The 22,306-nt window shown below is 39.4% G+C and carries 22 protein-coding genes; 8 read left to right on the top strand and 14 right to left on the bottom strand.

The genetic code is table 11. The features are described from left to right. Nucleotides 1-3 precede the first annotated feature (3 nt). Nucleotides 4-1,650: a DUF4070 domain-containing protein gene (locus AU255_RS05815; RefSeq protein WP_080521993.1), complete on the bottom strand. Its 1,647-nt coding sequence runs from the start codon at nucleotides 1,648-1,650 to the stop codon at nucleotides 4-6. 239 nt (nucleotides 1,651-1,889) lie between these two features. Here AU255_RS05815 and AU255_RS05810 point away from each other — a divergent pair, with 239 nt between their 5' ends. The 6 genes from AU255_RS05810 (at nucleotide 1,890) to AU255_RS05780 (ending at nucleotide 7,332) form a co-directional block, all read left to right on the top strand. After that, a complete protein-coding gene (locus tag AU255_RS05810) occupies nucleotides 1,890-2,159 on the top strand; it encodes a hypothetical protein (protein ID WP_080521992.1) in 270 nt (89 codons plus the stop codon). A 276-nt stretch (nucleotides 2,160-2,435) separates the two neighbouring features. Continuing rightward, nucleotides 2,436-3,395, top strand: a complete 960-nt coding sequence (locus AU255_RS05805) for a lipase family protein (protein WP_080521991.1) — start codon at nucleotides 2,436-2,438, stop codon at nucleotides 3,393-3,395. A 282-nt stretch (nucleotides 3,396-3,677) separates the two neighbouring features. Continuing rightward, nucleotides 3,678-5,144 (top strand): glutamate--cysteine ligase, encoded by a 1,467-nt coding sequence (locus AU255_RS05800; protein ID WP_332889027.1) that lies wholly within the window; start codon nucleotides 3,678-3,680, stop codon nucleotides 5,142-5,144. Nucleotides 5,145-5,148: 4 nt separating this feature from the next. Beyond that, nucleotides 5,149-6,171, top strand: coding sequence for a M14 family metallopeptidase (locus tag AU255_RS05795; protein WP_080521990.1), 1,023 nt, complete (start codon nucleotides 5,149-5,151; stop codon nucleotides 6,169-6,171). 280 nt (nucleotides 6,172-6,451) lie between these two features. Further along, nucleotides 6,452-6,643, top strand: coding sequence for a hypothetical protein (locus AU255_RS05785; RefSeq protein ID WP_080521988.1), 192 nt, complete (start codon nucleotides 6,452-6,454; stop codon nucleotides 6,641-6,643). Between the two features lie 50 nt (nucleotides 6,644-6,693). Further along, entirely contained in the window at nucleotides 6,694-7,332 is a 639-nt protein-coding gene (locus tag AU255_RS05780) for a hypothetical protein (RefSeq protein WP_080521987.1), read from the top strand. Nucleotides 7,333-7,760: 428 nt separating this feature from the next. On the opposite strand, the gene AU255_RS05775 is transcribed toward AU255_RS05780, so the two are convergent. The 4 genes from AU255_RS05775 to AU255_RS05760 form a co-directional block, all read right to left on the bottom strand. Further along, nucleotides 7,761-8,510 carry a M48 family metallopeptidase gene (locus tag AU255_RS05775; protein ID WP_233144561.1) on the bottom strand — a complete coding sequence of 250 codons (750 nt, stop codon included), beginning with the start codon at nucleotides 8,508-8,510 and terminating at the stop codon, nucleotides 7,761-7,763. Nucleotide 8,511: 1 nt separating this feature from the next. Then, entirely contained in the window at nucleotides 8,512-11,613 is a 3,102-nt protein-coding gene (locus tag AU255_RS05770) for a type I restriction endonuclease subunit R (RefSeq protein ID WP_080521986.1), read from the bottom strand. Between the two features lie 88 nt (nucleotides 11,614-11,701). Then, a complete protein-coding gene (locus tag AU255_RS05765) occupies nucleotides 11,702-12,682 on the bottom strand; it encodes a nucleotidyl transferase AbiEii/AbiGii toxin family protein (protein ID WP_080521985.1) in 981 nt (326 codons plus the stop codon). Beyond that, entirely contained in the window at nucleotides 12,679-13,287 is a 609-nt protein-coding gene (locus AU255_RS05760) for a DUF6088 family protein (RefSeq protein WP_080521984.1), read from the bottom strand. The genes AU255_RS05765 and AU255_RS05760 overlap by 4 nt, the downstream gene beginning before the upstream one ends. 139 nt (nucleotides 13,288-13,426) lie before the next feature. On the opposite strand from AU255_RS05760, the gene AU255_RS20290 reads away from it, so the two are divergent. Further along, on the top strand, nucleotides 13,427-13,585 hold the full coding sequence (locus AU255_RS20290; protein WP_198942544.1) for a hypothetical protein: 159 nt from the start codon (nucleotides 13,427-13,429) through the stop codon (nucleotides 13,583-13,585). A 53-nt stretch (nucleotides 13,586-13,638) separates the two neighbouring features. On the opposite strand, the gene AU255_RS05755 is transcribed toward AU255_RS20290, so the two are convergent. The 3 genes from AU255_RS05755 to AU255_RS20280 all read right to left on the bottom strand — a co-directional run bounded on the left by AU255_RS05755 (nucleotide 13,639) and on the right by AU255_RS20280 (nucleotide 15,241). Next, a complete protein-coding gene (locus tag AU255_RS05755) occupies nucleotides 13,639-14,100 on the bottom strand; it encodes a DUF4411 family protein (RefSeq protein ID WP_080521983.1) in 462 nt (153 codons plus the stop codon). Further along, nucleotides 14,097-14,801 (bottom strand): ImmA/IrrE family metallo-endopeptidase, encoded by a 705-nt coding sequence (locus AU255_RS20285; RefSeq protein WP_198942543.1) that lies wholly within the window; start codon nucleotides 14,799-14,801, stop codon nucleotides 14,097-14,099. The genes AU255_RS05755 and AU255_RS20285 overlap by 4 nt, the downstream gene beginning before the upstream one ends. A 164-nt stretch (nucleotides 14,802-14,965) precedes the next feature. Then, nucleotides 14,966-15,241, bottom strand: a complete 276-nt coding sequence (locus AU255_RS20280) for a helix-turn-helix domain-containing protein (protein ID WP_198942542.1) — start codon at nucleotides 15,239-15,241, stop codon at nucleotides 14,966-14,968. 146 nt (nucleotides 15,242-15,387) lie between these two features. On the opposite strand from AU255_RS20280, the gene AU255_RS05745 reads away from it, so the two are divergent. Then, nucleotides 15,388-16,383 carry an IS30 family transposase gene (locus AU255_RS05745; RefSeq protein WP_143735847.1) on the top strand — a complete coding sequence of 332 codons (996 nt, stop codon included), beginning with the start codon at nucleotides 15,388-15,390 and terminating at the stop codon, nucleotides 16,381-16,383. On the opposite strand, the gene AU255_RS05740 is transcribed toward AU255_RS05745, so the two are convergent. The 6 genes from AU255_RS05740 to AU255_RS05720 form a co-directional block, all read right to left on the bottom strand. After that, entirely contained in the window at nucleotides 16,372-17,640 is a 1,269-nt protein-coding gene (locus AU255_RS05740; RefSeq protein ID WP_080521982.1) for a restriction endonuclease subunit S, read from the bottom strand. The genes AU255_RS05745 and AU255_RS05740 overlap by 12 nt on opposite strands. Next, nucleotides 17,634-19,913: a type I restriction-modification system subunit M gene (locus AU255_RS05735; RefSeq protein WP_233144560.1), complete on the bottom strand. Its 2,280-nt coding sequence runs from the start codon at nucleotides 19,911-19,913 to the stop codon at nucleotides 17,634-17,636. The genes AU255_RS05740 and AU255_RS05735 overlap by 7 nt, the downstream gene beginning before the upstream one ends. Then, nucleotides 19,882-20,070, bottom strand: coding sequence for a type I restriction-modification system subunit M N-terminal domain-containing protein (locus AU255_RS20670; RefSeq protein WP_233144559.1), 189 nt, complete (start codon nucleotides 20,068-20,070; stop codon nucleotides 19,882-19,884). Before AU255_RS20670 ends, AU255_RS05735 begins: the two co-directional genes overlap by 32 nt. 439 nt (nucleotides 20,071-20,509) lie before the next feature. Next, nucleotides 20,510-20,794: a hypothetical protein gene (locus AU255_RS05730; protein ID WP_080521981.1), complete on the bottom strand. Its 285-nt coding sequence runs from the start codon at nucleotides 20,792-20,794 to the stop codon at nucleotides 20,510-20,512. Nucleotides 20,795-20,951: 157 nt separating this feature from the next. Then, nucleotides 20,952-21,554: a c-type cytochrome gene (locus AU255_RS05725; protein WP_080521980.1), complete on the bottom strand. Its 603-nt coding sequence runs from the start codon at nucleotides 21,552-21,554 to the stop codon at nucleotides 20,952-20,954. Nucleotides 21,555-21,700: 146 nt separating this feature from the next. Further along, a complete protein-coding gene (locus tag AU255_RS05720) occupies nucleotides 21,701-22,180 on the bottom strand; it encodes a hypothetical protein (protein WP_080521979.1) in 480 nt (159 codons plus the stop codon). Between the last annotated feature and the right edge of the window lie 126 nt (nucleotides 22,181-22,306).

The following is a 22,306-nucleotide window of genomic DNA, read 5'->3' as shown; positions in this document are numbered from 1 at the left end:
AATTCAGGCTTCCATTTCCTTTACCTGCAGCTCGCGCCATGAAATGCTCTGCGAGTCTGAATAATTACGCTGTGCAATATTTTTCCGTTGCGCGTTTATTTGGCTACTGAAATGCGTATATTGCCCGCAAAGAGAAAAGAATTCCGCTACTATCGCTATATATCCAGGGGTATTAAAACCACAGCGTCTGTTTGCGATTGTCAACGCAGCTGGTAAATACCGCCAATAAGTGAGCGCATGCTTCTTTGAAAGGATTTTATATAAATAAGCCAAAGACTCATTGCCAGCCCGGTAATTACTTTGTAAATCGGGGTCAATCAATTCCAGATGCCTCATTACCCGTTTAAAATATGCCTGCGGGTGATAAATGCCTTGCAGAATACGCAGATAATTTTGTTCTGCCTGCTGCACTGAAAAATTGTATGGAATAAAGTTAATAATACCATCGGAATTATTACCACTGCTGGCCTTAATCATGCGCCCTTCTCTCTGCATTCGAGTGATTAAGGGCGTACAAGGCAATGCATTTAACAATCCAGCCATCACAATAGGCGCATGGCTGGCATTTACAAAATCAATAAACTCCTGCACGGACTCATCACTATCATGATCAAAGCCATAAATCATACCCATCATCACACCGGCACCAGTTTGTTCGGATATAAATCTTAATTTTTCCACCAGGCTACGCTCACCGCGAAGATTCTGGCGTTTATCCGTTTCTAGTAAGGAGGCTTCATTGGGGGTTTCTACGCCATAAAATCCATTGATAAAATTTGCTTTATGAAACCAGTGCCGTAATTCGGCCATCACCGGCGATTCATCGGCAAGTCGCAAAGTGAGTTCAGTGTATTTGGGATGATGGTAGCCGATTTTCTCGCCGATTTTATACAGGCTTTTAAGTACTTCCAGTGCTTTTCGTGGATGACCAATAAAATTATCATCAACTATAAAAACCTGTCCGGTCCAGCCTAGATCTTTCATCTGCTGAAAGGATTGTTCGGTTTTTTGCCAGGGAGTGACTCGAAATGCTTTACCAAAGCGGGAAGGAATATCACAAAACTCACAACGTTCGGGACAACCGCGACTGATTTGCACGGCCATATGCACATAATTTTGCATATTAATTGCCGCGTAATCCGGTTGAAAAAAATTTTCTGGCGAATTAAATCCACCTTTGTAATATTTTTTCGCGTTACCCTTGCCTAGCCCTTCCAATAACTCATCGATGACTCCTTCAGCTTCGTTTTCCAGCAAATGATCGGCAATTTGCATCAGCGGCGACTGCGGACTAATCGCAGTTCCACCGACAATTAAAACTTTTTTGACTTTTTTTACTTCCAGAGCAAGCTTTATCAAGCTTTGCTCCTGGGCCATCATCCCACCTATATAAACATGATCAGCGTCATCTATGAATTCACTGATCGATCTGGGATCAATATTTTTATCAATCAGGCATAACTCATCATAATAAGGTTTAAGATGATTGAATAAACCCATTAATCCCAGTGGAGGTAATAATCGCTTTGGCAGTCCAAATTCACCAGGAGGAGCATACATTTTCAGGCTTTTTGCATAACTCCAGAAGGTATCCTGAGTATCAAATTCTGGATAGATCAGAACTGCTTTATGGCCAATTCTCTCAATCATACCCACCTCCTAATCAGCAATATCGCATACAATTGTAGCCCAAATACAGCTTAGTGTTGCGAAAGATATACGGCATGATTTAATTAAACTATGCAATACACTATTTTTCATTGACTCTCTGGTACCTTTAAAACTAGAATGCCAAGCAGCTAGTGAAACTATGTTATTTACCACAGTTTAATTATCGCTATTGCATCATAATGCAGCCCGCTAAAATAATAACAATGAGGTAACATGCCATGACTTTATCATTACAACAATTCAGTTCTCAATTATTCTCAACTAAACGGAAAAACAGCTCTTTAGCCAATGCACAATTACATGGCCATGACATGGCAAATAAACATGATGCCCTTGAAGCTGTAGATATTTTAGTAAAATATAAGACCACTGTGCATGAATTTACTGACGAAATTATTGAATTCTGGCCACTTCCCAGACGCATTATGGAACGTTATCAATTTGATGATGCAGAGCAACTAAATGAGTGGTTAGATAAATTATCTTGAACACCCACTCTCGATTGCTAACCCCACCTCATTTAATCGCGTAATATTTTCCACCAGAAATGACAGGCAATGCTTCGGCGCGTACATAATATCAAAACATACACTATCCCGATTTATGTCTGGCAGGTTTAATTCGCCTTTTTAGAGCGGGCTTTAGCAAGCTGAAGTCCAGCCTACAAGCGCAGAAATATCCCATCTTAAGTTACTGGCTAAAAAACCAAATCGAAACTATTATTAAGTCAGGCTGCACCAGCTTAACACTCGAGGATTAAGATTATGACTAAAGAGACAACTGCTTTTTTCAATAACTTTTTTGACCAGGCGCATGATGAAGTCCTGGTTCGCGAACCGGGAAAGCGTAAATTTAGTCCTGCTATAAAAGTATCTAGGCTGGCCGGAACACTTTGGGAATATGCTGTGCAATGTGAAAATGTCTATATAAGGGACTGGAAAGCAGAGAGTGACAATGAACCTTTGGATGAAGACAGAGTTTTACGCATTCCACAAGCATCGCCTGAAGCTTTCCAAACAGCTTGTAACGCTAAAGAAAGAGTACTACTGCCACTCCCTTCAACGTGGACAATGTGGGATGATTTTCCCTCGCAGGAACTAATCATTAAGGCACGCGATAAAGGTTTATATGTTGAAGTCTGGGAAAAAAACACCGATCCGAAAATTATTTCAGTCGTCTTTCGCGGTACCGAATTCAAAAGCTTACGTGACTGGATAACTAACCTGAGATGGTTTTTACTTTTCGTTCCCTGGCATCGGGATCAGTACACACTGGTTGCCGAAGAAGTTGGAAAAGAATTGGCTACGGCTTTAGTAAAGCGCCAATTACATGACAGGGAAATCAAACTGTTTGCCTGTGGTCATTCTCTGGGGGGTGGCCTCGCCCAGCACCTTGCTTACTCTTTTCCTGCAATGGATGAGCAAGGAAAATTCATTCCCCGCTTATCACATGTGTATGCATTTAATCCGTCGCCGGTGACTGGTTGGTTTAGCGTTCAAGACAAAAAGCAGCGAGACCTTAATGCGGCTGATTTAACTATTGATCGCATATTCGAACACGGTGAAGTTCTGGCTTATGCTCGTCTGGCATTGAGCTATGTTAATCCACCTTCAGAAAAAAACCCGGCTATACGAGAACTCCGCTTTAATTTCCTGAAATCGGGAAATATCATTAAAAGCCATACCATGCGCCTTATGGCATGCAGATTGATTGAGCACATGTAGAAAGAATTGGTGACAGGTTAACTTTAATTAAATCATAATTAAAATGAACCTGGGCCGAATGGCACTTACCTAGCCGAACCATATATTTCAATCACTATTCGTTTCATTGGTAGCTATTGCGGTCTTGGGAATATTGAGTTATCTTTTAACTGAACTTCACTAAAAAGCGATTTATACCCGTTTCTGAACAGACTTCAATCAAAATCAAGTGCAAATAACATCGAGGTTAGCGGTTTAATACCAGTTCTACGCCGCATAATGTAAAGCAGCAAAACTCTTTTAATGTATAAAACCGTCAGGACGCAGGGTCAATTTATGGGGCAGGAAATCAACTTAACTCTTTTTAATGATGATCACTTCGATCTTTTTCATCAAAAATTAATCGAGGAAACTCAGCTTTTAAAAGAATTAATCGAGCACAAACAGTGTTCAGAATTACCCCCTATAGCTGGTTTTGAAATAGAAGCATGGCTGATTGACGATAATATGCAGGCTGCGCCTAATAATGTCTCCTTTCTGCAAAATCTGAATGACCCACTGGCCTTTCCTGAATTAGCGAAATTCAATATTGAACTTAATGGTATCCCTAAAAGTTTAACGGCTGATGTATTCAGTTCTTTGCACAAAGATTTATTAGCAACCTGGGACAAGTCCTGTCACCATGCAAAAGAACTGGGTAATCACATTCTTATCATAGGCACATTACCGACGCTAAAACCCTCTGCCATGACTTTATCTAATATGTCAGATATGAATCGCTATCGGGTGTTAAATGAACAAATTCTCAAAGCACGCGGTAAACCGATTAATCTGGATATCGTTGGTCTGGAGCATTTAAAATTTGACCATTATGATGTCATGCTGGAAGCAGCTACCACATCCTTACAATTACATACTCAGGTCCCACTGAATCAAGCACATCATTTTTATAATGCTTCCATCATTGCTTCTGCAGCTATTGTGGCCAGTTGTGCCAACGCTCCTTATTTATTCGGTAAAAACCTTTGGCATGAGTCACGCATTCCACTCTTTGAACAGGCTATAGAAACGGGGGGATACGGTGGAGCTATACACGGCCCGTTAAAACGTGTCAGTTTTGGTTCTGATTATGCCCGTGCTTCTATAATGGAATGTTTCCAGGAAAACCTTGAGCATTTCCCCATATTGCTCCCTGAACTCTTTGATGACCCAATTGAAAAATTTGAACATTTACGATTGCATAATGGCACTATCTGGCGCTGGAACAGACCTTTAATTGGTTTTGATGCCGATAATACTCCGCATATCAGAATTGAACACCGTACGCCTTCGGCAGGACCCACTATTATTGACTCCATCGCCAATGCCGCTTTTTATTATGGGTTGACGATGAATTTAAGTACTGAAATTATGGCTACCGACATTCCCCTACCCTTTACTCAGGCAAAAGACAATTTTTATCAAGCGGCACGTTTTGGCCTGGATAGTAATATCGTGTGGTTTGATGACAGCAAGCAAAATTTACAAAAATTAATTCAGGCTGAATTATTGCCCAGGGCAAGAAAAGGTCTACAATCATTAAAGACTGATGCAAAAGATATTGATTTTTATTTAGGTATTATTGAACAACGTATTGCCAATAAACAAACCGGCAGTCAGTGGCAGCGCCAGTTTATGCAACTGCCTAACGCGAGTTTACAGAATATGACCCAAGCTTATTTAGAACATCAGTATTCGGAAATACCTGTTAGTCAGTGGGAAATATCTTAACACCATGCAACTCCAACAAATAGACACCTATCCCGAGGCGCTTCTTAGCTGTGAGGCAAAAGATTTACATGCACTTTTTCCAGAGCCTACCCTGCTGCATTTACCAGGAAAAAACCCTCACCCTTTATTTATCTCTGCCTTGTTACATGGTAATGAAACAACTGGATTTCGGACAGTACAGCGCCTATTAAATCAATATGCTCAACAGCGCCTGCCCCGTTCTTTATCCATTTTTTTTGGTAACACACGTGCTGCAGCACTGGGATTACGAAGACTAGATTCGCAGCCTGATTTCAATCGTATCTGGCCTGGAACCGATATAGCTAATTGTCCAGAAACTCAGATGGCAAGTCAGATAGTCGAGATTATGCGTGCAAAAAATGTTTTTGCCAGTATTGATATTCATAATAATACTGGCTTAAACCCGCATTATGCTTGTATTAACAAGCTGGATAATCGCTATTTACAACTGGCTAATCTATTTGGTCGTTTAGTGGTTTATTTTTTAAGGCCTCTCGGCGTACAATCGGCAGCTTTTGCCGAACTCTGTCCTGCGGTTACGTTGGAATGCGGTCGCCCTGCGCAACAATATGGGGTTGATCATGCTTATACCTATCTAAAAGACTGTCTCCACCTAACTGAATTAGCAACGCATCCAGTCCATATGCAAGATATAGATTTATTCCACACCACTGCGCAGGTTAAAATCAAACAGGATAGTTCGTTTAGTTTTAGTGATTGTCATGCAGAATTATTATTTGACGCAGGAATAGATCGCATGAATTTTACTGAGATTTCAGCGGGGTCATGCCTTGGATCAGTGCAAACCGACAACACGATGCCTATATTTGCTACTGATGAACACGGTGTCGATGTCACTAAGCAATTTTTCAAAATAGTCAATAAACAATTACAAATAAAGCGTAACACCATGCCGTCGATGCTCACACTGGATGAGCGTGTTATTCGTCAGGATTGTCTGTGTTACTTGATGGAACGAATTCAAATCGAGTACAGTAAACAGTAAGCAATGCAAGCAGTTGATACCTGGCATCATTAGCCTTGCTATTGCTAGCCTTATACTGAAATTATTTAGCGGAGTAATCAATGTTTATCTTTCCCGAATTCGGACGTCTGGTAATAGTTGGCCTAATGATACTTGTTCCGGTGTGCTTAATCTATAAAAAAGCAGGCTACCATCCTGCCTGGGGCCTGTTAGTTTTTTTGCCAGGCCTTGGGCTACTTTTAATATTTTTGCAGCTCGCTTTACTTCCCTGGCCTAACTTAAAAATTGAGGAGCAAGAGTAATGGAATATTTGTTAATTTTCTTGTTTATGCTGTTTACTTTATGGCTAGGCAGTAAAATTCTGGAAAAAGCAGGCTATCCGAAATATTTTGTTTTATGCCTGTTAATCCCCATCTTGAATATTGTTATGATATGGTTCTTTGCTTTCAGCAAATGGCCTAATTTAAAACCTGATATCGACCTGTTCGAGTAAAATCACTCTACAATTATTTATAGAGCTATACACCTTAAAAAACAATCCGTATGTCAAAAAGAACCAGAACTGCCAGCAGAGCAGCAGCAAACATCGCTAGCCACAATAAAGTCAATGAAGAGTCATATGAACTAACCGCTGCGCCTATTTTAGATCAACGCTTTCGTAATCTCCCACAAGAAATTCAAGATGAATTTAACAGCCTCTCAGAAATAGCGGCTATTAATGGCGCTGAAGCGATTCCGAGACTGTTGGAGTTAAAAAAAAACTACCCTCTGCCCTTAATTTATAGCTGCCTGGCCATCGCTTACGGGCGCGTAGATCCAAACAAACAAAAACAGATTATCGCCGAGAATTATCAGAAAAACCCAAAAAATATATTTGCACGGTGTAATTATGCACGCTTATGTTTAGCTGAAAATAATCCCGATGAAATCCCCAAAATTTTTGCCAGTCATTTCGAATTAAAAACACTTTACCCGAAAAGAAATCAATTTCATATTACCGAATACACCGGCTTGACGTCTGTTATTTGCGAATATTATATTCAAAAACAGCAAATGGAACAGGCTGAAGAGTTATTTGATAAGTTACAGGGAATTGCGCCTGATGCGGGTGATACGCTGCATATAAAAAAGCTGTTAAAACCTACTGTTTTTCAGCGAATGCGTAATATGTTATTTGCCTGATTTTTAATATACGAGGGAGCTGTCCAGTAATGTCCAAAATACTGATCATAAGAATATACTGATGGACAATCCATCAGCGTATAAAACCAAAGCACATGATTTAAAGTGCCGTAGTATTAGCAATAATCAAAACAACAACTAAGGCAACTCGCAACAAATACCCCACCCATCTTGTTAGTCTTTTTGTCCGTCTTCTGCGTTGTAGAAATAGTTACGTAGCCAGCTATGTGCCTATTTCTACGCCTTGAAGACAAACAAAAATCCTGCGCAATATGAGGTAGGTTATTGATTGCGCGCGGCCTAAACATATCTGATAAAACCTAAACGTAAAAGTGCGGATTTAATACAATACGAAATCTCTGGAAGCCAAAGCACTGAGAGTTCTCAAGGACTGGCAGTGCTCTCGGGTATTATTGAATTCTGATTCCTTAATATTTCCAGGCCTCATGCCCCAAAGGAGAAGAGTTCAACATATCACGATAGAGCCTCCAGTTTGGCATAAAATGATCCATATGCGCCCTAAAGCGATCATTATGGTGTCGCTCTAACAAATGAACCAATTCGTGAACCAAAATATATTCCAGGCATTCGGGCGGCTTTTTAGCTAATTCCAGATTCAACCAAATGCGTTTGGCGGCAATGTTACAACTGCCCCATTTAGTTTTCATTTGTTTAACCCCCCAATCGTGACTGACAACCCCAATTTTTTCTTGCCAGTGACTTAATAAATCAGGAATACGCTCTTTTAGCTGCTCTCGATACCACTCATTCAAAACTAACTGCCGATTTTCAATACTCGTATTAGGTTTTACATAAAGCAAGAATTTATGATTACCATTCAGCTCAAGCAGGTGTTTTCCAGTGCGCTCAATCACTTCTAACAAATATCGCTTACCCATGAAATAGTGACTTTCACCCGTTACCATTTCACGCTCAGATTGGCGGGGCTGTTGTTTAAAATCAGCTTGCTGCTTTCTAATCCAGGCTAACTTGGAAATAACCGCCAATCTCACCCTTTCATCAGTTACATGCCAAGGCACAGCAACGCGCACATGCCCTTCGGGTGGATAAACCCCCAGGTGAAGGTTTTTAATATCTTTGCGAACCACGTCAACAGTCATGCCAAGCACAACTATCTGCGCTTTTTCTTGGCCAGTATTTTTTGTAATAATTGCCAAGCTATTTATACTCTCGTTGATTCTTTGCTAACTCCATTACCGAGGCTATATCAACATCATATCCTGCGGATTCATTGCGAATAGCATTAGCCACCTCAAGCTCTTTAATGCGGTCACCAACCCAATCTTCTTTTTTGGTATAACGGATAGCGGTATCAATTTTTACAGCAAGCACTTCGTTTTTATCCAGGTTATCGTACAACGCTCGCTTTGCCGACGAATCAATAACTTGAGGGTATGCAGTAGGACACACACTTTCTGGTTTAATAACTTGCTTTGCAAGCGCCTTAATTTTCTCCAGATACTCCTTATAAGTAATAGCCTGTTTGCGACGTTCTAAAATCAAAGCATCCAGTAACTCAGACATTCTTTCATAATATTTTGGGTTAACTGGGTTCTCATCAATAATGGTTTTACGCATATTGTTTTCAATGGTTTCTGCCATCGACTCAGGATTTTTCTTAATGCTATCAGGTAATGCATCAAGTGCCGCATCGCCTTTTTCAACAATTAATTCAATCAAGCCCATTTCGTCAAAATCAATCAGCGGGGTACTTTCTTCAGCGCGAATATACATATCGAGCAAATGACGCATTGCTGGCTCATACCGCTTCATATCCAATAAATCACCACTTGCCAGCTTTACTTCATCACGCACTTTTTCAAAATGAACAACGTCATTTTTAATTGCAATACATTCTGCTTCAGAATACCCTGCGTCAATCATTTCATTCGCTACGTTCCCATAGGCTCTAATTAATGCTGAAACAGTCTGATACAGCGTTATACGCAAGGGTTCATTGTTCGCTAATGCATTTTTATCAGATACATCTTTTGCACAAAAATAATACAAATAATCAGCAGTACCTCGCGGCTCCATGACCGATTCACATAAGGCTTTAACCGTTTCTAATGCTTGATCTAGTTTTTCTTTCGCTTTTTCCAATCGATCCGTCAATAAACCCGCAACATCATCCGCATCGTAACCGTCTAATGCCCCCGTCGTATAGTCATCAATCGTGTTTTTTAATTGATTAAACAGGTCTTTATAATCAATAATATAACCGTACTCTTTATCATTCCCATCCAGGCGATTGACACGACAAATGGCCTGAAACAGGCTATGGTCTTGCATCTGTTTGTCGATATATAAATAAGTCGCTGATGGCGCATCAAATCCTGTTAACAATTTATCGACTACGATAAGCAAGCGCATTTGTCCTGGTTCATCAATAAATTTTTGTTTTACTTCTTTTTCAAATTTCTCAATGAGGTTAACGGCTTTATCTTCTGGCTGTTCAAAATAATCAGCCAACATTTTCCGATATATCGCGTATTGGTGTAATTTTTCAGTAAGGCCTTCACCCGTCTCCTCACCTTTAATATCCACAGCAGACGGCTTATAACTGGTGACAATCGCACATTTGCCTGCCAAACCTGAGTGACAAAACATCTCGTACACTTTACAGGCCTGATAAATACTGGTGCAAACCAGCATTGCATTGCCTCGACCATCCATTAATCGAGGTCTAATTTCCATATCCAATAAAATATCACTAACAATCTGCTCTAAACGCGATTTACTCGAAAGCACTTTTTGCATCGTGCCCCATTTCTGCTTAAGCTGAATCTTCGCAAGATTAGACAGACCGCGTGTTTTAGCCTCAAACCACTCATCTACTTTCTTCTCAGAGGTTAGGTTCTGATCTATATCGCGCGCTTCATACCGCAAGTCAAGAACCACACCATCCTTGACTGCTTCATTAAACTTATAGGTATGGATATACCCACCAAAGACTTCTATCGATTTCTTTTTGTCTTTCTTTAGCAGCGGCGTACCTGTGTAACCAATAAACAAAGCGTTTGGCAATATGGCTTTCATTGCCTCATGCAGCTTACCTGACTGGGTTCGATGGCATTCATCGACAAATACAAACAATTCACCTTTTGGCTTAAAATTTGTAGGTAGCTTTGCCTTTAACTCCTCAATAAATGACCTGGTTGATTCATTATCATCTTCGTCACTCTCTCCCTGGCGACCAAATTTATGCACTAAGGAACACATCAGCCATTCATCGTTTTCATTCAGTGTCGCCAGCAAATCAGCACCACTTTCAGTCCGATAAATAGCTTCATCCACGCCTTTAAACACTTTTTCTATTTGTTCATCAAGCTCGGATCGATCCGTAATAATTAATACCCGTCCATCACTGACATTTTCGCGTATCCACTTTGCCAGCCATACCATCGTTAAGCTTTTACCTGATCCTTGCGTATGCCAGATAATTCCACCCTCCCGATTAAATACATGCTGTTGGGCTGCCTGTACTCCAAAATATTGATTATGGCGGCAGGTCTTTTTTACTCCCGCATCAAAAACAATAAAATCATGAATAATTTCTAAGAATCGCGATTTATTACACAGTCGGCTAATATCAAAATCAAGCGGATTATCGTAACGATTTTCTACGTCTTCTTTCCAGGTAAGATAATATTTTTCGGGTGTTTCAATCGTGCCATAGCGAATACCCTGAGTATCATTGCCAGCCATGACCAACTGCATAGTCGTGAAAAAGTTACGGATAAAACCCTTATTCTGATTATCAAGGTTTTGCCTAATGCCTTCACCGATGGAAACACTGGAACGCTTAAGCTCGATGACTCCTAAGGCAATACCATTTACATACAGAACAATATCAGGGCGTTTTTTATTTTCACCTTTAACAGAAACTTCTTCTGCAATGGCAAAATCGTTATTTTCAGGGTGTTTCCAGTCAATTAACCAGATAGTTTCATTTTGTAATCCCGCCCCTTGTTTATCTTTTATGCCATAACGCAATAAGCGATACACCTCTTTATTAGCATAATAAAGTTTTTTACCTTCACCTAAGGCAGATTCAGTATCCAGTTGGCGTAGCGCCTTACCAATTAAAGCATCGTTCACGCCTTGCTTACGCAACCAAGCTGTCAATAATTCAGGCTCTACATTGCGGTTATTTTCTCGATCCTTCCAATCACCAAGATAATCATATCCTAAGTCATCCTGAAACAGTCTAACAACTCGATTCTGGGTTATGCGTTCACGCTGGCCGACATCACTCATATTAGCGACCTTTCAATAAAGATATTAACAGCATGGTAAATCCCCTAAAAAATCAAAAATCCATTAAACATTTCAATATTTATTCGTATTACAACTGATTTAAACGTGTTTCAAATACGCTGATTGCCGTCATAATAACTTCCAACGAAGGATAATCGCCAAAGATCATCTCTCGCATGTCTGCATAATCAGCTTTCAGGCTCGCCATAACTTTATCTTCTGGAACTAATCTTATTGTTGATAAAACCGCAAGATCATAATTTGCCCAGGCACTGTAATAAAACCTCTTCTTAAACTTTACAACATCTTCCAATAACTCAATATTTTCCAAAGCAACCTGTTCAATTTCTGTCCCTAACATCCTGTAAACATCATAATAATGCCGAGAATAACGGCAAGGTTGTGGTTTGTTAGCTGGGCGATGTGCTTCAGCATGTAAAATAGTTACTTTTTCCCAAAATGTCCTTTCAGGTTTAATGGCATCTAATTCCACACAGGGCTGTTTAAACAATACAGGGAATTCTTCCGCCGCATAAGGCTTTACCGAATAATGACCAAACGGTACCATTTCTGCCAATGGACCTATCTCTAACCGAATTTGATCACGTAAATAATGAGTTGAAAAAGAAGGCTGATAACTAACATTAATAGTATGTGGATCATTCTCATCTATTTCTGCCTGACAATAACCTTCCACTTCCGCTTGAATTAAGGGCAGCAACTCATGCTTAATAAAACTCTGTGCCTGACTGTTTATTTCCAGGTTTATTTTAGATTGTTGAGTTTTACTACGTTCCTGAGTTGGGTCTGTACGCGTCAATTCAGTCCAATCCAATATCAAATCAATATCTTCAGAAAATCGCTCAATCACACCAAAACATTTAGAAAGTGATGTACCACCTTTAAATCGTAATAGCTCTGATAAACGAGGGTGAGTATAAATTTTCATCAACACCCAGCATATCCAAAAATCCTTTTCTGCCGCTGCGGGTATTATTCCCTTTCTTATAGCCGTTTCATTAAATAACTCACTACGCTCCTGAGCAGTTAAATCAGCAACCCCTTTCATCCCTTTACCTCAAAAATCTGTTTAATCTGTTCATATACCCAACTGGTCATGTACTGGGTATCTTTTAGAATAGTTGAATGTTTTTCTTTAGGAAAATAAGCTAATATTTTTTGCTTTTCAGACAAGTTGATACTTTGTTGCCCTCTTGTTTTTAAAGCTTGTACCAATAAAGCGCTTTCAGACAATTTCAGTCCCATGTCTTTAAGTGCTGTTTTCTTAAAGCTCAATTCAACACCATCAACTTGATAAGTTTTACTCTGACCATCAGAAAGATAAAGATATCGAGTTGGCACCTGTGTTGATAAACCCAGTATATTTAATGCTGCATTGCCTGATACCTGTATAGTCCAGCCAAATTTACGGGCCAATGCCTGAGCAACTTTATCTATATCAGGGCTTAACTGTTGCTCTAACAAACGACTGTATTTTGGATAATCATAAATACCCCTCATAACTCTGCGTATGCGCTGGCTTTTAGTTAAACGGCTTAATGCCTTATCAATGGCATCGGCACTACCAAGGTCAACAAAGTCATTCTTGAAGAATGCCCAACCCCTTCCTTTACCATAAATACGATTTATAACTTTATCTTCAATGGCTTGCATTATTATAAATAAATAATTTTGTCAGAAAAATAATAGTCTTTTTCTGACAAAATAGCAATATAAGCAATATGATTTGTTTGTATATGACAGCGCTTTTCCAGCGTATAATAGACAACTTTCATTCTTTTTAGAGTTTGCTATGAAAACAAAAGTTTCAGCTGACAAACAACTAATAGATCGCATCATTCGTGCAGTTGCAAGTTCTACCGCAATAGAAACAGGGCAATCTATCAAAGAACTCGAAACCACCTTAAAATCTAAAAACAGTAAGTTTCAGAATCTGTCACTGGCAAAATGACTTTCAGCTATACAACATTAATCAGCCTTTAATACAAACTGAGCTTGAAGTTCTTATAATAACTGGAAAGTTGAAAGATAGCTCACACCAAATACATCGCAAATATTAGGTATTTTTATATCCTTACTATTTTCAGGCACTCTCCTTTCATGCGTCACTAACTCTACACCTGTAGTACACGCTTTGGCGATTAACCAGGGATCCGCTTTATTTAAAAAGTTACCAACTTTAACAGGATTCTTGTTTTCTAAATCATAAACATATTGAACGATTTCAATATACTTTTCTTGTGTTGCGTTATCAGCAATCGAGACAAATTGATCTTTCCTATCCTTTACCCAATCAGTCAAATCATCACCATAGTCTGCCAATTCATCGTAAACACTCTTAATACTTGCTATAAATCCTTCAGAATACTGTAAATCCAGCCAGTGCCAATAGGCAGGGCAAAATGTCATATCGTAATAAAAATTTTTCGCCTGAATATAAGTATTAGAATCTAAAAGATACTTCAAACGCCCAGCTCCTTAGCAAACTTAACGATATTATTTGGCTTCATTTTTAAGATATGCCCCGCATCTCGTAACAAAACACGCCCACTTAATGCTTCCGCGACAATGGCACGAGAAAAACGCTCACTCAATTGGCTTTTTTTGGTGAGATAATAAGTGGGACCGCCACTCTCCTGTTTAGAGCGATTTATATAATCTTGCTTCAGTTTATTGATGTAACGAATATACTCAGTGTACTCAATCAACTTCAGTGTTAATGCGCGTCGTACTAATACCCATTCACTAACATGGAAATGAGATTTTAACGTAGGCAAGTTATCAGTCCAGTTATCGTATTCATGCCATAAGCCTAAAATTTCACCGGCAGGAACAAGAAACTCAGCAGCAATGGCATTACACAAAACCTCTACTTTTTGATCCGTTTGCACAGCGGCATCAGAAACGCCACTCATGCCAATCCAGATATGTGCCAGTTCATGAATTAATGTAAAAAGCCGGGCACTTGGCACATCAGCCTGATTAATAAAAATAACAGGGGCTATCTCATCAAAAATGGCAAAACCACGAAACTCATCAACAGATAAAGGTTTGCTATGATGGCCTAAATCGCCTTGCCGCATCACTAAAATACCGAGCGCCTCTATTTTCTTAATCAGCAATCTTAAAAAGTCTTCCCAGCTTCCTTTGCGTTGACTTTTCTGCATGTTAAGTTGGCTACGCATATCTGCAACAATATCGGCAACAGGACTTTCAAAGTCAAACCGTTTACCAATATTGTGTTGCGTAACGCCTTGAGCAATACAATAATCCTTATACCATTGCTGTTGCTCCTGAACATTAGCAATGATTTTGCGTAACTCAATACTTGCTACATTAACGCCTTGGTTTTCCAGAGTGCGTAAATCAGGAATAGGTATGGCTCTTCATGGAAGTGATTTAGAAACAAATAGGCAAAAGGAATAAGCAACTGATCGGCTAATTTTTGAGCTTGCTTAAAGGTGATTTTTTGTTCGCCACTTTCCCAATCCAGTAATTTTTCTTCTGCTACATGCAGTTTTTTTGCAAGCACAGCAATACTCAACTGAGCGCGTTCACGCGCCCAACGAATATTTTCGGGTTTAATCTGTGCATATTCAGTAGCCATAAGTGAAATTCTAGCATTTTTACTTAAAACGGCTAAATTAAACGTGTTTTACCTCCCGAATTCATATAATAACTGCAACACCTCTTTAAAGGGTTAGATGGTATAGTTTCCGTCGACTAAAACCTGAAACTAAAAAGAGGTGCTCAATGAACACGTTTAACCATCTAACCCAAGAGGAAAGATTTTACATTTATACGCAACTAAAACAAGGCGTTTCTAAGAATCAAATAGCCATCACATTGGGGCGTCATAAATCGACTATTGGACGTGAAATTACGCGTAATACAGGTCAGTGTGGTTATCGTTACAAGCAAGCTGAGAGAATAGCTAAACAACGCCATATTGATAAGCCCAAAAACATCAAGATGACGGCTGAGTTACAACAGATAATAACGCCTTTAATCAAAGAGAAATGGAGCCCTGACTGTATTTCAGGACGCTTAAAACAACAAGGTAAGGACTCCGTCAGTCATGAGACTATTTACCGTTATATTTTAGCTAACAAAGCAGCCGGTGGCGATTTGTATACTTATTTGAGGCATCAAGCCAAACCTTATCGTAAGCGATATGGAAAAAATGATTATCGCGGAACGATACCCAGCCGTGTTGATATTGATGAGCGACCACAAGTGGTTGATGATAAAACGCGTTTAGGTGATTGGGAAGCAGATACTGTTATCGGTAAAGGACATAAAGGCGTATTGGTGACGCTGACTGAACGGGTCTCAAAGCTCAACTTCGCCATCTCAATTGAGCGTAAAGAATCTGAATTAACGAAAGAGGCGATTATCAATGCTCTTGAGCCTTTTAAACGTTGGGTTCACACGATTACCTTTGATAATGGACGTGAGTTTTGTGGGCATGAAGCCATTGCAAAAACACTTGACTGCGGCACTTATTTTGCCAAACCGTATCATTCGTGGCAACGAGGTTTAAATGAAAACCACAATGGCTTATTAAGGCAATACTTCCCTAAAAAAGAACCTTTGGATAAGGTAACTCAAGATGAGGTTGATAGTGCCATTACAGCACTTAATCATCGTCCAAGAAAAGGGTTAAATTACAGAACTCCATGGGAAGTATTTTGCCAAATAACGGGGGTTGATATAAATAAATCACAGGGTGTTGCATTAATTGCTTGAATTCGCGCCTGTTAGTAATTCTTGCATCATGCCTTGTTTGATTTGTTGTGTTTTAACCAATTGAACTTGCAACAGCTTAATGTCTTCATCAAAATTTGTTATTACATCTGAAATTGCTATTTGTTCATCTTTACTAGATGGTAATACTTGAAGAATTTTTTCAATTGTTGCAGCATTTAAACTAGGAACTCCAGAAGCTTCGCTATACGAATACCAATCAATAAATCCAAATTTATAAAATATATATTTAGCATCAGAGTTGTTATTTATTTCAGAATAAAACAAAGTATCAACAGTCCAAAAGGGTGAATTCATATATCTAGGTACGTCTATTGTTCCCTTTCTACCAATTAAAACAGAAGGCTTTGAATATAAAGCTATATTCGTTCGACCAATTTCTCCACCAGTTGCAAGAATCGGATACACACCATTATCGTCAATTACTTCTTTTTGACTTTTACCATGCCTAATTTTTAATATTTCTCCAAGCGGTTTTATTTCCCAATCCTCAGGAATCTCACCCAGCTCAGTCTGTTTATAGACTTTTCCTTCACCAAAGCCTGGCAAGCGTTTTTTGCCTGTTAGCAGTTGTTGCATAGTGGCGGTTTTGATCGCTTGTTTTTTTGCTATGAGCTTTTCTAATGAGATGATTAAGGCATCTATATCAGATAAGGCTTTGGCTATGGTTGCTTGCTCAGCCACTAGAGGTGTAACAAAAATCATTCCTCTTAAATCAGATAAAGATATACCTTTGACAGTGCTTCCACTTCCAAGCTCTTCAATTAAATCAGCATTTTTTTGGAACCAATAATATAAAAACTTGGTGTCCAATATTTTTTTGGGGAAAACTGCTTTTAAGTCTTGGTTTATAGAAACATCAACATCATAAATAACAGCTTTTCCAAGAGCCATTCTTGTTGATGTAATTAATACACCTTTTGGTATGAGGTTACTTGAGCTATTTAACAGTCCTTTTTTTGATATATACTCCTGCGCCTGATTTGGATTAAAAGTAGTAAAATCTTTAACCGTAACCCACGGGATTGCATTTCCCCAATATTCTGGAATATTCCTGCTTGGAGTCCCCCCACCAACAATTTTATCTACAACATCTGATATCCTATATGTATTCCAATCACTTGGAATCACCCCAACCTCAGTCAGCTTATAACCTTTAGGGCAAACAATCTTTTCTAATATTGGATTTTTCGATTCGCCAGTATTTAAATATTTAGCCTGCGCCTCATTTATCACCACGCCAACCCCATCCGCTGCAAATGCTCAGCCACTTTAGCCGACAACTCGCTCACTTCTTCAGTAATTTGCGGCATTGGTTCTGCATAGCGCTCTTCCAGTGTTTTCACTCGATTAGCTAACTGCTGGGTAACGCGTTCAATCTCTGCCTGAATATTGGATTCTAAAGTAGCGAGCCATTTATCATCAACCACCAGCGTTTTAATGTCTTCTTCCGTCAACTCAGGATATTTAGTAAAAACCTGCTTATCCAGTTTTTCCTGTGCGTCTTTAACGGCTTGCTTGGCTTTGGCCTCTGCCTCAATCCATTGTTTACACTGATTTAAAACCTTAATCTCATCGGCATCTATCGCTAGTTTTAATCGCGTGGCGACACTGGCTTTAGTTATTTTCCCTGCATCAGTTTGTGCATCGACTAATAAACCCTCTTCGCCATTATGTTCTTCTATAAAACTTTCCAGCGTTTGAGTCGCGGTGTCTAATTTGGTTTGTAGTTTTTCAAGTGCGGTTTGTTCGGTCTGAAAATAACGCTTAACAATTAACGCAGGGGAAATTAATTCAGCTTTGTATTTGGCTTTATTAATAATCAGGTCAGGGGTTTCTTTTAATTTCTCACCTTTTTTAGCCACCAATTCACGCAATTGTTTAGCTGCGGCCCAGCCATCCTGAGTTAACACATAAACATCATCCTGCATGACTTCTTCCCAGTAATTCATTAAGATTTGATAGATGTCGTATTTACTGAGTAAATCGGCAGCCACATAATCATTTAACAAACTTTCAGAAATACGCTCTATCAATGCTTTGGGTTTATCGCCTTGGGTAATATCTTTAAGCTGGGCGTTTTTTTTCCATTGGGTAAAAATGGCTAATGACGTCTCTGCAAACGCTTTAAATTCAGGGTGATTGAGAATGCTGGTTTTGACCTGACTCGCCTCAATAAGCGAATCACTATAGCCTTCACGAGCTGGCTTGAATAGCGAAGCTCTAATACTGGGAAAGACTTGCCAATAGCTATCCAGCGCATCAATATCACGATTAGGTATACCACCTGATAAATGAGCACTTAAATCATGCAGGTCTTCAGGTTCACTGGAATCAATATAGCGCGGAATATTTAAGTTATAGTCGTTAGTGGCAATTTCACTAAAACTAACCATGCGGCTGAAACGTGGGAGTTCGAGTTGTTTGGTAAAAACATCGACTACTTTATGAATATCCTGACTGCGTAACCTATTTTTATTACCGTCCTTAATAAACCCTTTGCTGGCATCGATCATAAAAATGCATTGCTTTTTATCTTGGCTGAAGGCTCTTGCACTGGCATACTCTTTATCCATGACGATAATACACGCGGGTATACCTGTCCCGTAAAAGAGATTAGCAGGTAAGCCAATAATGCCTTTGATATAACCTTGATGAATTAATTTCTCACGAATACGCGCTTCGGCATTGCCTCGGAATAAAACCCCATGCGGTAAAATAACTGCGCCTTTACCGGTGCTTTTAAGTGATTTAAGAATATGCAATAAGAAAGCAAAATCACCGTTTTTATCAGGTGGCACACCGTATTCAAAACGCTTAAATTCATCATTAATGAGATTAATACCACTACTCCATGATTTAAACGAGAATGGCGGATTAGCGACAGCAAAATCAAAGGTTTTTAGATTACCGTTAGCATCTTTCCACTGTGGGCTGGCTAAAGTATTGTCCTGCCAAATTTTGGCCGACACATTATCATGCAAAATCATGTTCATGCGTGCTAAGGCAGCCGTCGCATTATCCATTTCCTGACCATAAATCGTCAGACCACGCGGTGCTTCATCAGCCGCTTTCAATAATAATGAACCTGAACCACAAGTGGGATCATAGACAGTTTGATTCTGATTCGTTTTATCCGTAATACCCACGACTTTAGCAAGAATACGAGAAACTTCAGAAGGCGTGTAAAACTGCCCCTTACTTTTTCCTGAATCCGTTGCGAAATGGCGCATTAAGTATTCGTAAGCATCACCCAGCAGATCATCACCTTCAACACGATTAGCTGTAAAATTTAAGCTCTGAAAGATGCCCACCAACTTGGTAAGGCGGTCCACCATATCCTTACCTTTACCGAGTTTATCTTCATCATTAAAGTCAGCCACATCAATGACACCTTTGAGGTCATTGACTTCTACTAATTTACCGATAATTTTGTTAATTTTATCGCCAATTTCTTTATCGTTTTTTAATGCGATTAAGTCAGTGTAAGCCCCCCCCTTCTGGCACCTCAATCATGCCATGTGGATCACCCGCATATTTATCGGACACATACTTCATAAATAGCAGTGTCAGTACATAATCCTTGTATTGAGAAGCATCCATACCGCCACGCAGTTCATCGCAGCTCGCCCAGAGTGAAGAGTAAAGTTGGTTCTTTTTTATTGCCATTAAAGTGGTGAGTCCATTTTCTGTGTGCACTACTTTTAAAAAGTAGTCCTAAATCGTCTATTGAAGGTTATTTTACCTTCAAAAAACGGATATGGTGAAGTCACCACAAATAGTGAATGAGGTAATTAATATAAGTATTAATCGTTCCTTACGTTCTTGTAATACATTTTTTCTACATCCATGCATTCTTCCTTTGGAGAAGGAAACAGGACGCGAAAAATTTCGGGGAAATTAATATACAGCATTGGTAAAAATGGGGAAGCCCAAACAAAATTGGCTACAAACTTAAGACGGGACATTCAATAGACTTGTAGGGCGCGTGTTAAAACGATAGCCGAAAAAGAAGAAGCGTGTTGTGGACATGCTATTTCATCCCAGGCGCTTGACGAAGGATGAAAACAGAAAAACAACTGATTTTTCGTGGCTAGCAGGCGAATTGTTACTCTGCTAACCAGTCTTGTAAAGCTGTAATAATCTCTCTGGCCTGCTTTTCGCTGGAGATATTGAATTTTGATTTTTGTTGGTACTCCCCATCCCTCTTTTGATATCGACGTATAGTAAACTTATCCGGACTGTATTCTTCTTTACTTCGATTCCAGTCTTTATAACGATAGATAACGGTTGCCCATGCGCCTTTTGTTAATACTTTTTTGTCTAGTTCTTTGACGGTTTCTATACCATCATCTTCATAGGTCACTGTTAGCTCTTCTACTGTCTCTGCCATTTATCGTTTCTCTTAATATTGTTTCAGACTATTGAATATATAGCTTTGCTAGGAGCATTAGCTGTTGTATTAGCATGATCGCTGCAACATTAATGCCCTGTGCTATATGGGAATGTCAAACAGGCAGATTAACACTATCTGCCCGTTTTAGACGCACTTATTTTGTAGCAGTTAAACCTTTTAAGCTAGTGAAATATGCAGCGATATCTTTTATCTCATCAGGAGATAGTCCTTGCACCATTGATTGCATTAGCGCATTTTTACGTTCACCAGATTGATATTGCCGCATCGCTCTTTCCATGTAATTTGCATGCTGTCCAGCTAATCGTGGGTTAGTCGCGCCTGCTTTAGTATCGTCATTGTGGCAAGCCAGGCAAGAAGCGGCTAATTTTTCACCGTTCGCTGCATCACCGCCGTTTGCATTGGCTTTTGTTGAGCCATCCGTTATGGTTGCCAAATATGCCGCAATATTTTCTATCTTTTGCTCTGATAGACCATAGCTGTTTGCCTTCATTGTGCCGTGCGGACGATTTGATTCTTTATAAGCGGTTAAAGCTGCGACAGTATATGCGGCAACCTGTCCTCCTATTTTAGGTACATAATAAGTAGGGTAAACATTGCTATACCCCGGTGCGCTATGACAGCCTCTGCAGCTTTCAAAAGCATCTTTTCCTGCATCAATATTAGCAGCCTGTGCTGTATGCTGGATATTTGATAATGCGGTGAGACCTATAGCCAATGCCATTGCTTTGTTATTCATAATAAATCTATTTCCTAATATTAAAAAATTTAAAGGTATTTTACGCAAAACAAATACTTATTAACAGTACATACTCCAAATGCCATGCTACATAAAAATACATGGGGGCATCTACTCTGATAAATCAATCGTTGCAGCTAAGAACATTACAAAAATTCAACGGATTTTTTTGGAGAAATATTAAATTCAGCAAATAACTTCAACAAAAATTCTTTTTCGTCATGCCGAATTCTTTCACGGATACCATAGGGATAATGAAGGACACAGGCGGCTGAAATATCAAGACAATACTCAAGTATATTCTTTTTACGGTGCTCTACAATGCCCGTTTCTTTAGCAATAATATCATGTAACTCTGTTAATAGTTTTTGCGGGGGGTGGTGGTGAGCAAAACGATCCAGAAAATCATTGGCATCCTCAACAGTGAGAATATAAGCACCTGCTGCCCTATCTAAATATGCGATATGTTCAAGTACAAACTGATACAGAATATTTAACTCGCTCTGCTGATTTTTTCCATCTATCCACATCACTTCGATTAATGGAATAAGATCCAGAAAGTAAAAGTCCACTGGTTTTAAATCAAATTCTCGCGCTAGCTGTTCGAATTTATCTCGACTATCCATTTGATATCTCGCATGGTTAATGTATATACTTCGCGCAGCCACGGATGCGGTTGTATATCAAGTAGGGTATTAGTAGAAAATGACAAGTCTATCACGATTCACCGTGAACAGCCCCGTCCTCTACAG

The sequence above is a fragment of the Methyloprofundus sedimenti genome, assembly GCF_002072955.1.
Classification (GTDB): domain Bacteria; phylum Pseudomonadota; class Gammaproteobacteria; order Methylococcales; family Methylomonadaceae; genus Methyloprofundus; species Methyloprofundus sedimenti.
Note: the sequence above shows the minus strand (reverse complement) of the source record. Positions and strands in the feature narration are given on the sequence as shown.